This is a genomic window from Enterobacter sp. Taxon_2 (assembly GCF_058355295.1).
Window position 1 is genome coordinate 104,723 of the sequence record NZ_CM178024.1, and the last position, 14,203, is coordinate 118,925.

13 protein-coding genes are annotated in these 14,203 nt (G+C 52.8%); 3 read left to right on the top strand and 10 right to left on the bottom strand.

The window, feature by feature from the left end; all coding sequences use genetic code 11:
- Position 1: 1 nt before the first annotated feature.
- Both AC4IC4_RS00465 and rfaQ read right to left on the bottom strand, forming a co-directional pair.
- On the bottom strand, positions 2 to 1,129 hold the full coding sequence (locus AC4IC4_RS00465; RefSeq protein ID WP_491471968.1) for a glycosyltransferase family 4 protein: 1,128 nt from the start codon (positions 1,127 to 1,129) through the stop codon (positions 2 to 4).
- Complete coding sequence (rfaQ, locus tag AC4IC4_RS00470) at positions 1,126 to 2,196, bottom strand: putative lipopolysaccharide heptosyltransferase III (protein WP_491472857.1); 1,071 nt, start codon at positions 2,194 to 2,196, stop codon at positions 1,126 to 1,128. The genes AC4IC4_RS00465 and rfaQ overlap by 4 nt, the downstream gene beginning before the upstream one ends.
- 150 nt (positions 2,197 to 2,346) lie before the next feature.
- On the opposite strand from rfaQ, the gene AC4IC4_RS00475 reads away from it, so the two are divergent.
- Positions 2,347 to 3,303, top strand: coding sequence for a polysaccharide deacetylase family protein (locus AC4IC4_RS00475; protein WP_491471969.1), 957 nt, complete (start codon positions 2,347 to 2,349; stop codon positions 3,301 to 3,303).
- A 24-nt stretch (positions 3,304 to 3,327) separates the two neighbouring features.
- Here the strand turns inward: AC4IC4_RS00475 and AC4IC4_RS00480 are convergent, their stop codons facing one another.
- Genes AC4IC4_RS00480 through rfaD form a run of 6 tightly spaced genes read right to left on the bottom strand, consistent with a single transcriptional unit; the run spans position 3,328 to position 9,516 of the window.
- Complete coding sequence (locus tag AC4IC4_RS00480; protein WP_491471970.1) at positions 3,328 to 4,542, bottom strand: O-antigen ligase family protein; 1,215 nt, start codon at positions 4,540 to 4,542, stop codon at positions 3,328 to 3,330.
- Positions 4,530 to 5,438 carry a glycosyltransferase family 2 protein gene (locus tag AC4IC4_RS00485; protein WP_491471971.1) on the bottom strand — a complete coding sequence of 303 codons (909 nt, stop codon included), beginning with the start codon at positions 5,436 to 5,438 and terminating at the stop codon, positions 4,530 to 4,532. Before AC4IC4_RS00485 ends, AC4IC4_RS00480 begins: the two co-directional genes overlap by 13 nt.
- Before the next feature lie 5 nt (positions 5,439 to 5,443).
- Positions 5,444 to 6,544, bottom strand: a complete 1,101-nt coding sequence (locus tag AC4IC4_RS00490; protein ID WP_491471972.1) for a glycosyltransferase family 9 protein — start codon at positions 6,542 to 6,544, stop codon at positions 5,444 to 5,446.
- A 3-nt stretch (positions 6,545 to 6,547) separates the two neighbouring features.
- Complete coding sequence (gene rfaC, locus AC4IC4_RS00495; protein ID WP_491471973.1) at positions 6,548 to 7,531, bottom strand: lipopolysaccharide heptosyltransferase RfaC; 984 nt, start codon at positions 7,529 to 7,531, stop codon at positions 6,548 to 6,550.
- A 3-nt stretch (positions 7,532 to 7,534) separates the two neighbouring features.
- Positions 7,535 to 8,581, bottom strand: coding sequence for an ADP-heptose--LPS heptosyltransferase RfaF (gene rfaF, locus AC4IC4_RS00500; RefSeq protein WP_032650733.1), 1,047 nt, complete (start codon positions 8,579 to 8,581; stop codon positions 7,535 to 7,537).
- Between the two features lie 2 nt (positions 8,582 to 8,583).
- Complete coding sequence (gene rfaD / locus AC4IC4_RS00505; RefSeq protein WP_024906618.1) at positions 8,584 to 9,516, bottom strand: ADP-glyceromanno-heptose 6-epimerase; 933 nt, start codon at positions 9,514 to 9,516, stop codon at positions 8,584 to 8,586.
- 215 nt (positions 9,517 to 9,731) lie between these two features.
- Between rfaD and kbl the strand changes: the two genes are divergently transcribed.
- Entirely contained in the window at positions 9,732 to 10,928 is a 1,197-nt protein-coding gene (gene kbl / locus AC4IC4_RS00510) for a glycine C-acetyltransferase (protein WP_491471974.1), read from the top strand.
- 9 nt (positions 10,929 to 10,937) lie between these two features.
- The gene (tdh, locus tag AC4IC4_RS00515; protein ID WP_032650737.1) at positions 10,938 to 11,966 is read left to right on the top strand and encodes an L-threonine 3-dehydrogenase; all 1,029 of its coding nucleotides are present in this window, start codon (positions 10,938 to 10,940) and stop codon (positions 11,964 to 11,966) included.
- Between the two features lie 27 nt (positions 11,967 to 11,993).
- Here the strand turns inward: tdh and AC4IC4_RS00520 are convergent, their stop codons facing one another.
- Together AC4IC4_RS00520 and AC4IC4_RS00525 are read right to left on the bottom strand one after the other, a co-directional pair.
- Complete coding sequence (locus AC4IC4_RS00520) at positions 11,994 to 12,908, bottom strand: hypothetical protein (protein ID WP_491471975.1); 915 nt, start codon at positions 12,906 to 12,908, stop codon at positions 11,994 to 11,996.
- A 15-nt stretch (positions 12,909 to 12,923) separates the two neighbouring features.
- Entirely contained in the window at positions 12,924 to 14,129 is a 1,206-nt protein-coding gene (locus AC4IC4_RS00525; protein WP_491471976.1) for a glycosyltransferase, read from the bottom strand.
- Positions 14,130 to 14,203: the final 74 nt, after the last annotated feature.

The following is a 14,203-nucleotide window of genomic DNA, read 5'->3' on the forward strand; positions in this document are numbered from 1 at the left end:
TTTAATCCAGTAATTTTTGATAAAGCGAAATAAGCTGACTTGACAGTTTTTCGGGAGTGGCGTCTTTGACACGTTCCCGTGCCGCGCGTCCCATATTGTTATTTTTTTCCAGTGAAGGGATGGTTGCTACCGCTTCCTTCAATGTACTGATATCAAGGGCGTCACAATAAAATCCGTTCTGGCCTTGCTGAATAAATTCTGCTCCACCGCAACTCTCTGAAGTAATGACGGGCAAGCCACAGGCCATCGCTTCAAGAATGACGTTAGGAAAGGGATCATACAGCGTTGGCAACAGTAAACCATCGGATAGCTGATAAAAAGGCAGAGTTTCTTTTTGCACCCCCAGAAAACGGATTTGACCCTCGCAGCCTAACGAACGGGCGAGGTCGCGATAACGACTTTCTGCTTTATCTTGTCCAACCACAATCAGCCACGCTGATGTTCCCGCGATAGCGCGTATGGCGCTGGCCAATCCTTTTCGTTCAAACCCTGAGCCGACAAAGCAGAACACAACGGCATCGGTTGGCAAACCAAATTGTTGGCGCAAAATCGCACGCTGTGCCTCCTGGGCCGGAATGAAGCGGCTGGAATCAATAGAATTATAAATCACATGAATTTTATTTGCGTCAATATCAAAGTCTTCGACGATTTCGCGTTTGATCATCTCCGCATTACAGATTACGGCTTTTAACTCAGGCGCCTGATACATTTCCCGTTCCGCACGCATCACGTAGCGGTGATAGCGGTCATACATCAGCATTTGCGCACGCCAGGCAGGTAAAATGCGCGCGCGCTGCAGCAGCCAGCGGCGATGGACCCCATCACCCGCGCGATAGATATCGCAACCCGGGATGCGCTCATGGCTTTGAACAATATCAAACTGCTGTTGCTGCCACAGCGCGCGGGCGGCCTGTGCAAATCCGCGTTCACGACTGATGCGACCCCATTTTTGAGGGTTGCAAATGTGAATATGCCAGTCGTCTTGCTTCTCTCCCTGCCACTCACGCGTGATGACGTTGAGTTCAAGGTTCTGATTGCTCAGAGCGGTGAGGGCGCGCGAAACGAAGCGTTCGGCTCCGCCATCAGGGCGATACTTTTGGCGAACAATGGCCAGGCGATGGTGTTTCATGACAGGTATCTCCTTGCGGCGGAGACGACAGCATCAACGGGAATAGCGTCGAGATAGCGTTCTTTCGTCCTGGTATCAATGGCATCCGGATCGGGTAGCGGGCCGTAATCGCCTGCCCAGATCACTTCCCCTTTAACCTGCCACGGTGACCAGAACGTTAGTTTTGATGGACCAAACAATGCCACGCAGGGCGTTTGCAGCGCGGCGGCCATATGCATCGGCACGGAGTCGACACCAATAAACAGCGAGGCATGGTCGATAAGCGACGCCAGCTGACGCAGTGTCAACTGGCCCGCGAGCGAAACGACACCGTTCTTCGGTGCGGCAGCGAGAATGCGATCGATCATCGCCAGCTCTTTTTTATCCGGGCCCGCGGTGAGCACAACCGTATGACCATCCTGCTGCAGTGCAGTGATGGTTTGCGCCATTTTGTCTTCGCTCCAGCATTTAAAGAACCATCGGGACGTTGGCTGGATCACGATATAGCGCTCGCCCACACCCGTCTGCGTCAGTCTTTGACGGGCATAATCCCAATCCTCTGTGGCGTAGGCCATGGTGACGGCAGGCTGCGGCGCGACCGGTAATGGCGTCAAAATGGAGAGATTCTGTTCGACTGTATGCAGGGATTTGTGGCCGTCGACAGAGACCAGATCGGTATGACAAAAACGCCAGAATGCACTTTTGCGCTTGTTAAACGCGAATCCGAGGCGAACGGGTGCACCGGTAAAACGGGTGACGATAGCGCTACGCCATTGATCGGCAAGGTTAATGACCAGATGATAATGCTGATTTCTTAACGTACACAGCAGCTGCCACTCTTTTTGAAGATGCTTCAGCGTGCCCAGCTGCTTCCATTTACGATCGATTCCATAAATTGTACCGATCGCCGGATGCGCGGCGAGCATATCGCGCGTTTCTTCATACAGCAGGACATCAATCTGCGCCTGCGGCCATTTTTGACGTAACGAATCAATGACGGGAGTGGTCAGCAACATGTCGCCATGATGGCGGAGTTTGATAAGTAAAATGCGCAGATCAGGTGTGTCAGGTAAGTTATTCATCATTATCTTATCGGCGTTGTACTGATGGCAATTCTAATAGACCTGATAGCGACTTGCACTCTTTCTCCATAATCTCAGTAATTTCCCAGGAAGGGTTTACTCATGCTTTGGAGAGTGCGTAACATAGCGCTAACTTTCCTGTCTTGCGGACTCATTATGAACAAACCAGCGTTTATCATCACAATTGATACTGAGGGCGATAATCTCTGGCAAAATCACCGCGTCATTAAAACGGAAAACGCGCGCTATCTGGCTCGGTTCCAGACGCTTTGTGAGCGTTTCGGCTTTAAGCCTGTGTGGCTGACCAATTACGAGATGGCGATCGAGCCCGTTTTCATTGAATTCGCCAGGGATGCGATCGCCCGTGGTCAGGGCGAAGTGGGAATGCACCTCCACGCGTGGAATAGCCCACCGGAACACGATCTCACGGGAGATGACTGGCGCTGGCAACCTTATCTGATTGAATTTTCAGATGAGGTGATGCGTGAAAAAGTGCTGTTCATGACCCGCCTGCTGGAAGAGACCTTCCAGACCAAAATGTTAAGCCACCGTGCCGGACGTTGGGCATTTGATAGCCGCTACGCAAAATTGCTCGTTGAACTGGGTTACCAGGTGGATTGCTCCGTGACGCCGCGGGTGAACTGGCGCAATGCGAAAGGTGCGCCGCAGGGTAATGGCGGAACGAATTATCAGCATTTCCCCGACCAAGCCTATTTTATGGATTTAGATAATATTTCCCGGGCGGGCAATAGCCCATTACTCGAAGTGCCGATGAGCATTCAGTATAAACACCCGGCCTGGTTGAACACGATCAAACAGGGTTACGACAGGCTTCGCGGTAAATACCGCTCACCCTCTGTTAACTGGCTAAGACCGTCCGGTGGGAATGCGGCGCAGATGATTCAGGTCGCACAGCAATGCCTGTCTCAGGGAAGTGAGTACGTGGAGTTTATGCTTCATTCGTCGGAATTTATGCCTGGCGGAAGCCCCACGTTTAAAGATGAGGCGGCGATCGAAGGGCTGTATCAGGATTTAGAAACGCTCTTTAGCTGGTTATCCGATAAAACGGTGGGGATGACGCTGGCGGAGTTTTATCAGTACAAGAAAAAATAATGCCCGCGACGCGGGCATTATCACTTATTGACGTTGTCTGGTTTGCGAGAAAAGTGTGCTCAGCGCAAATACAGTGACAAAGAAGATTAAGGCTTCTGAACTCAACAGTATGACGTCCGTCAGGCCATAGAGTAATAAAAGGAGTATGGTCGTCAGCAGCAGGCCATTTCTGTTTTTAAGGGCATAAACGATCATCGAGGCATAGAAAAAGAATAATATCGCCAGGCCGGGGATCCCCTGTAGAGAATATTTTTCGATAAACTCATTGTGCAGATGCACCCTGATATAATCGAGTGCGGTCGCGAGATGTGGATGCCCATTTGTCACATATTGCTGTGTCCATACTTCGCGGTCTTCAACTGACTGTCCCAAAGGATGGGCAAGCCCGTTTTGAATCCCAACACTCCACATAGAGAAACGTGCGCCTAGCGACGTGGCATCATTACCTTTTTGGTAACTTTCAACTTCAACTTGTGTTTGTTCTATCTTTGGTAAAATTAATGGCTTGTAGCTAACGACAACAATACCCGCCACGATACATAAGAAAATCAGCGTTGATTTCAGGTGTATTCTTCTGAAGTGGTAAAGCGTGAGTACAATCGCCAGGAGTAGATATAATCCCATTGCGGCACGAGTACCCGTAAGAAGAATGACGAAATAAGATATTAAGATGATGAGTCCTGCGGCTACATACAGTTTTATATTTTTCTGTAGATAAAGGCTGTATACAAACGCCAGCGACAGTACAGAGTAAACATAGGCCGACACGGTCGCACGGTTTATGGCCATCTCGATACGCCCCATACCCTGTGATGCCTGCCATAAGCCATAGCCAGTGGCAAGTATAAACCCTGCGCCAGAGGCGTATAAGAAATATTTCTGGAAAGCTGCTTTATCAATATATGACTTAAACCGGTCAAGATAGAAAATGAGGATGCTTGCCAGAATCAATTTTTTACTTGCGCCGAGATAATCGCTATAAACGTTCAGACCTTCGCTATGATATTCATACACCATGTACCAGCCAAGATTAAGCAACCCAATGAGCAAAATCGGTAGTGCGATAGAAAAAGGACGCAATGTGATTTTTTTATATTCGCACGCTAAGCCTATAATGCTGGCATAAATCGCAATATAGAAAAACTCTCGTTGCTTACCTGAACTCAGCAGCGCGAGCGCAAGCGAAATAAGGCTCAAAATCAGCGTAAGCTGATAAAGCCGCAGTTTTACTTTTTCCATAATGCCTCAATGACCCTTTTTTTGTAGCTGAAACGTACATCTCTGGAGAAGAAGAAAGAGAAAGAATAAAGTTCTTTTACCCGCTGTTTAACCAGTTTGAGTTGCATCTCGGTCAGATGTTGCCGGTGGTTACTGTAGATATCAAACCAATGACAATTAATAAGATGTTTGAATAATATCGGGAATGCTTTTTCCATCTGTAAGGTGCATTCGATAAGCGTAGCGATTTTACTGGCATCGAGTCGGCTCGACAAACTGTCGCTACGTTTGATGTAATAATAGAGTCCCTGACGCTGATAAACTATTTTACTCGATTGCATCAGCATGCCGGGGAATACGGCGAAATCTTCATAGCAGACCATCGAAGGAATCGGGTTGCTTACGTACAATTTCCGATGAATGAATTGCCCGATGAGATGTGCCTGAAAATCTTTGTGTTGCAGGAACCGTTTTATTGCCTCATGTTGTGACAAAGCAACAGGAGCGAACCCCTGCCAGTCGGCGGTGATTTTTTTGGTGTCGCGAATTTCCAGCAGGCGCGTCAGGAGCATATCAGGGCGCTCTGTTTTGAGGAACGCCACGGCGTCCCTGATGCTGCCCGGTTTCAATCGGTCATCGCTATCCAGCATGGTGATGTATTCACCTGAGGCCAGCGAGAGGGCACTGTTTCGAACATGACCTACATTACGATACTCAACGTATCGGGATTGCGCATTCGGAAACGCTGGCAGCCACGCCTCAATAATATCCTGTGTTGAGTCATTGGAACTGTCGTTAAAGATAATGATCTCTACATCATCGCCCGCGCCATCAATCGCGTTTTGCAGGCTTTCTAGCGTGGTGTGAAGTGTATCTTTGGCGTTATGCGCGGCAATAATGATGCTTAGAAAAGCCATAATAATCAGTTTCCCTGAGCATCAAAGACAGAATTTGCTGTTGGCAGCCCGCAAATGAAATGTTTGAGTTCGTCCAGCGATTCGTCTGTTACCGCGAAGAGTTCTTCCCGGCTCTGTGAGAAGTAATATCGTGTTTCAAAAACATACGAGCATATATTGGCATCGTTGCCAATCAGCAACACGTTGCCAAGCGGACGCTGCTCGTAGTGGCAGCACGGCCCGAACAGTAAGATGACCGGCACGTCCACCGCATCGGCGATGTAGACATTTCCTGAGTCAGACGCGATATAGCAGTCCATCTTAGAAATGGCCCACGGAAGCTCTTCCAGCGAGAGCTTGCCAATCAGATTAATAAAGTTGGGCAGTTCACCGTAGGCGCGGGTGATATCATCCATCCACGATTGTTCATTTGGGGCACCAAACACGTAAAACTCGCAGGGCAGGTCGGCGAGGTGATCGGCAATCCGTTTCCAGATGCCTGGTGGAACGGTTTTCGCTTTGTTCCCTGCGGCGATACTGATGCCAATGCGGATAACGCCCGGTTTATCGAGGATTGCCGGATAGGTCGCGGGTTTAAACAGTGGCTTTGTGGCGTGCTTGGGAGAGTCTTGCCAGCTCAGAGCGCGATCGGCCAGTCTCAGATAGTTCGTGACCGACAGCGTCTTTCTACCGTGTTCAACAGTCCCGTCCGCCGTTGCATAGAAAATACCGTGATACCATCTGCGCGTGTAAGTGCTTAAAAACTGTTTGTTTTTAGCATTACACACGGAGGCGAAAAAGAGGTTCACACTGTTAGGTTGCAGGAGATAGACATTGTCATAGCGGTTCATGATCCGGCAGGCAAAGACCAGCTTTCGCCACAGGTTACGCTTATGCTGCTCGATAAAAAAAATCTCGTCGATCGTCTCATCATGCTTCGCCAATGCACCCACGCTACGACTGACGAGCACGTCGCTTTTTTGCAGGTATGCCAGGAGGGGCGTTGCATTAACAAAATCGCCGATTTTTGCTGTCTGAATGACCAGGTTTTTACCTGTCTCTTTGCGGAACAGCTTCCGGATGAGTTTCACCGGAAAGAGTAAAATCAGCAGAAATACGTAACTCATGCGTTAGATATCCCTGTTGGAAAGCCAACGGCTGCCCTGTAAAAATGAAAAAATAGCATCTGCGCTGATATCCTTCGTTTGCTGGGTCGGGCTGACCATCTGATGCTGGTTTTTACCGTAACCCCCGATCAATCCAGGATCGGTCGGACCAAAAATCGTAATATTCGGACGATCCAGCGCCGCGGTTAAATGGCTTAAGCCAGTATCAACGGAAACAACAGCATTCGCCCCCGCCAGCTGCGCTGCAACCTGTGCCAGGGTTAGTTTCGGCAATACCTCGACGTGCGAAAAGCCTGCTGCCAGACGCTCTGCGCGCTGCCGCTCATGTTCGGCGCCCCACGGGAGTTTAATATGGATGCCGGTAGGTTGCATTAGTTCAATCAGGCTTCGCCAGTGCGTTTCCGGCCAGTGTTTATCATCGCGCGTTGTGGCATGCAGGAAGACAAGATAAGGCTGAGCACTGGGCTCTGTATTGCGCAAAAAGTGCTGCGCGATGGCGTAGTCGCCCTGGGTTTCCGGTTTCGCATACCCCAGGCTTTTTGCAAACAGCTCGCGGGTACGTTCGACGGCATGCTGTTGCTTTGCGATGTGGTGACGGCGGTTATAGAACAGGCTCGCCAGCGGTTCGCGGGCGGTGTGCCAGTCCATCCCGTGCTTTACGCCGTGTGCCAGACGCGTCACCAGCGCAGCGCTTTTCACCAGCCCCTGGGCGTCGATGATGGCGTCGTAACGCTGTGCCTGCACCGCCTCACGGAAGGCTTTGCGTTCGGCTTTAATCGGCGCGGAGAACCACGCTTTGCGCCAGCGGCGAATCGCCACCGGGATCACGCGGTCAACCGCTTCATGCCAGGTGGGGATCTGCGCGAAGCCTTCCTCCACCACCCAGTCAAAACGAATACCGGGAATAGCCCGCATGGCGTCCGTCAGTGACGGCAGCGTATGCAGAACATCGCCCATCGAAGAAGTTTTAACGATCAGTACCCGCATTCGTTATCCTTCTTCGCTCAACAGCAGCTCGTTAAGCTCTTCGAGAACGCGCGCTGGCGTAATGTCGATCAGGCTCTGATGGTAGCCTTCTGCGGCATCGCCTTTGCGCACTTTGTGGTAGCCGGTGATCAGGCGGATGACGCGCGCTTTATGAGAAAGCGGGGGCGTGAAGTCCGGGCTACTTGGGCCATACAGCGCCACCAGTGGGCGGTTGAGCGCAGCGGCGACGTGCATCAGGCCAGAGTCGTTAGTGACCACCGCTTTACAGGCGGCAATCAGGATAACAGCCTGTTCAAGCTGCGTTTCTCCCGCCAGATTGCGGCACCAGGCCTGCTGTTCGTTACTGAGCGTGGCAAGAATTTCGTTGCCAGCCTCGTGATCTTTTGCCGAACCGAACAGGACAATCTGGTAGCCTTCGTCAATCAGCTGTTTCGCCAGCTCGGCATAGTGATAGTGCGGCCAGCGTTTTGCCGGGCCGAACTCGGCGCCTGGGCAGAAGCCAATCATCGGGCGTTCAGACGAAAGACCAAACGCGTTACAGGTCTGGGATTTTTCACCGTCGTTAACCTGAAGCTGTGGCCAGAGCAGCGGCTGCGGCAGATCTTTCGCGCTGCGCATCACGCCTTTGTCATAGGCCAGCGCCACATAGCGCTCCACCATCAGCGGCCAGGCTTCTTTATCCAGCACTCGCGCATCGTTCAGCAGACCGTAGCGCATTTCACCGCGCCAGCCGGTACGGTGCGGGATGCCCGCAAAGAAAGGTACGAGGGCGGATTTAAAGGAGTTGGGCAGCACGTACGCGCGATCGTAGCGCTTCTCGCGCAGGCTATGACCGAGCTTGCGGCGTTCGCCGATTTCCAGCGCCCCGTGGCCGAGTGGCATCGGGATGGCTTCATTCACTTCCGGCATACGCGACAACAGCGGACGGCACCATGCGGGTGCCATCACGTCGATTATCGCCTGGGGATAACGCGCCTTGAGCGTGCGATAGAGACTTTGCGACATCATCATGTCGCCCACCCATGACGGGCCGATCACCAGAATTCTCATACTTACGCGTCGCGGTTCAGCCAGGCCATATATTCCGTTACGCCTTCGGCAACGGTCTTGAACGGCTTGTCGTAGCCTGCGGCGCGCAGGTTGGTCAGATCGGCCTGCGTGAACGCCTGATAACGGCCTTTCAGTTTTTCCGGGAACGGAATGTACTCGATGCTGCCTTTTTTATGATACGCCAGCGTGGCGTCAGCCACTGCCTGGAAGGATTCCGCACGGCCGGTACCGAGGTTGAAGATGCCGGACACGCCGTTTTCCCAGAACCACAGGTTTACGGCCGCAACGTCCCCCACGTAAACGAAGTCGCGCTTAAATCCGTCGCTGCCTTCGAACAGTTTCGGGCTTTCGCCGTTATTCAACTGGGTGTTCAGGTGGAACGCCACGCTTGCCATGCTGCCTTTGTGGCCTTCACGCGGTCCATAGACGTTGAAGTAACGGAAACCAACGATCTGCGAGTTCGCTTCTGGCAGAACCTGACGTACGTACTCGTCGAACAGGAATTTAGAATAACCGTAGACGTTGAGCGGCTGCTCATATTCGCGGGATTCGATGAAGTCCGAGGTGCGGCCGCCGTAGGTTGCCGCGGAGGAGGCGTACAGGAACGGAATCTCACGCTCCAGGCAGTAGTGCAGGATCTCTTTAGAGTACTGATAGTTGTTGTCCATCATGTACTTACCATCCCACTCGGTAGTGGAAGAACACGCGCCTTCGTGGAAGATGGCTTCGATCTCGCCGAACTCTTCGCCTGCCATAATCTGGATAAGGAAGTCTTCTTTATCCATGTAGTCAGCGATGTTCAGATCCACCAGGTTGACGAACTTAGTGCCATCTTTCAGGTTGTCAACCACCAGGATGTCGGTGATGCCTTTGTCATTGAGAGCCTTAACAATATTACTGCCGATAAAGCCTGCGCCGCCGGTAACGATGATCATAACTGTAACCTTTGAAGTGTGGAGCCCGGGGACAATCCCGGACGCTAATGTCTCTATCATATCATTAGTATGGCTGCCCTTCAGCCATTCACCTTCACAGCGCAGGGGTACGCGTGATTTATGCTGCAAAAACGATAAGAGATGACGTGTCATCTCGTCATGAACTATAGGTTTGGGTAATATGTCCCGAAATTTGCCGAGTCTGGAGAATTGCAATGCGTGGTGATTTTTACAAACAGTTAAACAGCGACCTCGACACCGCACGTGCGGAAGGGTTGTTCAAGGAAGAGCGTATTATCACGTCTGCCCAGCAGGCGGACATCACCGTTGCCGACGGCAGCCATGTGATTAACTTTTGTGCGAACAACTACTTAGGTCTTGCGAATCATCCTGAGCTGATTGCCGCTGCAAAAAACGGCATGGACACCCACGGTTTCGGCATGGCCTCCGTACGCTTTATCTGCGGTACCCAGGACAGCCACAAGCAGCTTGAGCAAAAGCTGGCGAATTTCCTCGGAATGGAAGACGCGATTCTGTACTCCTCCTGCTTCGACGCCAACGGCGGTCTGTTTGAGACCCTGCTCGGCGCAGAAGATGCGATTATCTCCGATGCCCTGAACCACGCTTCCATCATCGACGGCGTACGCCTGTGTAAAGCGAAGCGTTTCCGCTACGCCAACAACGACATGGTTGAGCTGGAAGCGCGCCTGAAAGAGGCTCGTGAAGCGGGGGCTCGCCACGTACTGATCGCCACCGACGGCGTGTTCTCCATGGACGGTGTGATCGCTAACCTGAAGGGCGTGTGCGACCTGGCAGACAAATACGACGCGCTGGTGATGGTCGATGACTCTCACGCGGTCGGCTTTGTTGGCGAAAACGGCCGCGGTTCCCACGAATACTGTGACGTGATGGGCCGCGTGGACATCATCACCGGTACGCTGGGCAAAGCGCTCGGCGGCGCCTCCGGCGGCTATACCGCCGCGCGTAAAGAGGTGGTTGAGTGGCTGCGCCAGCGCTCCCGACCGTATCTGTTCTCCAACTCCCTGGCGCCGGCGATTGTTGCTGCCTCCATCAAAGTGCTGGAGATGGTGGAGTCCGGCGCTGAGCTGCGCGACCGCCTGTGGTCCAACGCCCGTCTGTTCCGTGAAAAGATGAGCGCCGCAGGTTTCACCCTGGCCGGTGCTGACCACGCGATCATTCCGGTGATGCTGGGTGATGCGGTTGTCGCGCAGCAATTTGCCCGCGAACTGCAGAAAGAAGGTATTTACGTCACCGGGTTCTTCTTCCCGGTGGTGCCAAAAGGTCAGGCGCGTATCCGCACCCAGATGTCTGCGGCGCATACGCCTGAACAAATTGAACGTGCGGTGGAAGCCTTTACCCGCATCGGCAAACAGCTGGGCGTCATTGCCTGAGGACGTGTGATGAAAGCGTTATCCAAACTGAAAGCGGAAGAAGGGATTTGGATGACCGACGTGCCGGAACCGGAAGTCGGTCATAACGATCTGCTGATCAAAATTCGTAAAACGGCTATCTGCGGTACTGACGTTCACATCTACAACTGGGACCAGTGGTCGCAGAAAACCATTCCGGTACCGATGGTTGTCGGTCACGAATATGTCGGCGAAGTGGTGGGCATCGGCCAGGAAGTAAAAGGTTTTAAAATTGGCGACCGCGTCTCCGGTGAAGGCCATATTACCTGTGGTCACTGCCGTAACTGCCGCGGCGGACGTACGCACCTGTGCCGTAATACCATCGGCGTGGGCGTGAACCGTCCGGGCTGCTTCGCGGAATACCTGGTGATCCCGGCCTTTAACGCCTTCAAAATCCCGGACAATATTTCTGACGATCTGGCCTCCATCTTCGACCCATTCGGCAACGCGGTACACACCGCGCTCTCCTTCGACCTGGTCGGTGAAGACGTGCTGGTCTCCGGCGCGGGCCCAATCGGCATTATGGCGGCCGCCGTGGCGAAGCACGTGGGTGCGCGCAACGTTGTGATCACCGACGTGAACGAATACCGTCTGTCGCTGGCGCGCAAAATGGGGGTCACCCGCGCGGTGGATGTCTCGAAAGAGAGCCTGACCGACGTGATGGAAGAGCTGGGCATGACCGAAGGCTTTGACGTGGGTCTGGAGATGTCCGGTGCACCGCCGGCGTTCCGCACCATGCTCGACACCATGAACCACGGCGGTCGTATCGCGATGCTGGGCATTCCGCCGTCGGATATGTCTATCGACTGGAACAAAGTGATCTTCAAGGGGCTGTTCATCAAGGGCATCTATGGCCGCGAGATGTTTGAGACCTGGTACAAGATGGCGGCGCTGATTCAGTCCGGTCTGGATCTGTCCCCAATTATTACTCACCGTTTCTCCATCGATGAGTTCCAGCAGGGCTTCGACGCGATGCGTTCCGGCCAGTCAGGGAAAGTTATTCTGAGCTGGGATAAGTAATCAAAAAGGGGCCTGCGGCCCCTTTTTTCACTGATTCTTTTTCTCTTCGTCCGTCAGGTAACGCACCTTGCGGGTGTAGTCCTGACCTTTGAACAGCAGTTTGTTATCCGGCGATTCAAGATACTTCTGCCATTCGGAGAGAGGGAAACCGCCGTGCGCGCCAATCACCTCTTTCGGTACAACGGCTTCCTGACCACCGATCTTCTTGGAGACCGGCCAGTTCATCCAGTCACCCAGGTTAACCGTTTTTAGATCCAGCATGTCCAGCAGCGCGGCGAGCGGCAGTTGATCGGTTGGCGGCTGCGTGTCGTCCATCAGCTCCCAGGTATCCTGGAACAGCGTCAGCCACAGCGGGCAGATACGGCGCCAGGTTTTTTTGGTTGCCGCAAGAAACGCGCCGTTAACGTGATCGACCAGATACGGGCGCACCGTCTCTTTGTAATATGCTGGTACTTTCTCCGCAGGCGCACCGTCCAGCTTGGCAATCATTTTGCCCTGACGGAAGCTGGAGTAGATGTGCATATCGGCCATGTTGATCTCGGGCATCTTGAGCAGGTTGAGATCGGAATCGATCATCAATACGCCTTCACCGCGCGCCTGCAGCGGGGCATTCAGCTTCACCAGACGGCTGAGGTAGATCTGCTTATAGCGGTAACCTTCCTCCCGCACCGGAAGGTTAAGCGTCACTACGCGGGTTTTAGGCGGCAGTACCCCAAAGGCGGATTCAGGCTGATCGCTGACGATGACGATCTCGCTCACCCCGGTGGCATAACGTTCAGCGAAGGTGGCAGAGAGTAATGCTTCTTCGACGAAATCTGCACCGGTACACGGGATCACAATAGAATCCACCGCAGCAAGTGCGCCCGTCACGGGCAGAGAGCGATAAGGAATGTTGTGTCGCCCGGTGATATGACGATAGCGAGCATTAAGAAATTTAAACATAGTTATCTCGTTTGGTTAGTGCGCGCCAAGCACGGCTTCGACACCGCTGACATAGTTTTCAATGGCATAGGTCTGACAGACGTTCTGGTATGCAGCCGCAGCCAGTCGAGCCCGCAGCTCCGCGTCTGCCCAGATATTGTCCAGATGCTGTGCAAGCTGTGAAACATCGCTCCAGGGGAAGAGTAGCCCTGTCGAATCATGGTCAATCAACTCCGCCGTGCCGGTCACCTGAGATCCAATCACGGGGATATTGAGAAGCATCGCTTCCAGCACCACGCGAGGCAGCCCTTCGCTTTTTGAGGCGAGAATAAAGGCGTCAAACGTAGCAAGGTAATCAAACGGGGTATTCTGAAAACCGGTGAAAATGACGTGGTGTTCAATTCCCTGTGCTCGGGCCTGTTCCGCTAAAGCGCGGCGTTCGCCACCTTCGCCGACCAGCACCATTTTCCATTTTGCCTGTGGATGCTTCTGGCTGAACTGTGCTAGCGCCTCCAGCGTGTGGTGGTTGGCTTTGCGAGGGATTAACGACCCGATACTGCCGAACACAAACGTGTCGTCATCGATGTTCAGGCGCTGGCGCATCGCGCATCGGTCAGGTAAAGGCTGGTGGATGTCGATGGCATTATTGACCGTCGTACACAGTTCGGGCCGGACGCCATGCTGAAGCAACACGCGTTCAACGCCATGCGAGACGGCGATGATTTTTGTAGCATGGGCATTAACCAGCTTCACCAGTGGTGGTGTCAAAACAGGTTCAATGCGGCAGTGCTGAATCAACCGTGCCTGCAGTTTTGCCGCCGCGAGATAGCCTTCCTCATTTGAACCTGGCTGGTTATTCATATAGAGCGTATCGAAACCGCCCTGTGCGAAAAGTGTTTCGATTTTGCTGACGTTAGGCCTGATGCGCCACATGATATCCACATGACGTGTCCATGCCTTGCGGGCACCGCGTGAGAAAAACAGCAGGCTACGTCCCGCTTCTTTCAACAATTTGGCCCAGACCGGCTGCTGATGTTGAGGGATCACGATGAGCGGGATGCCGATGCCGTTGAGCACCTGGCCAATTGTCTCACCTTCAGCACGACTATAATCACTGTAAAAACAACAGGTAATGTCGAATTTATCGCGATTGATCCGCTTCAGGAGCTCAAGCATACTGTTGGTGCCTCCCCCCCATTCTTTACCCGTATCCAGGAGGAGAATTTTACTTTTGTGCGGCATGTCTGAATCCGTGTGCTACCCTTCATCTGACTGCATTATAAAGAATCTGTTGAAATAAAATAGATTTTTCTATT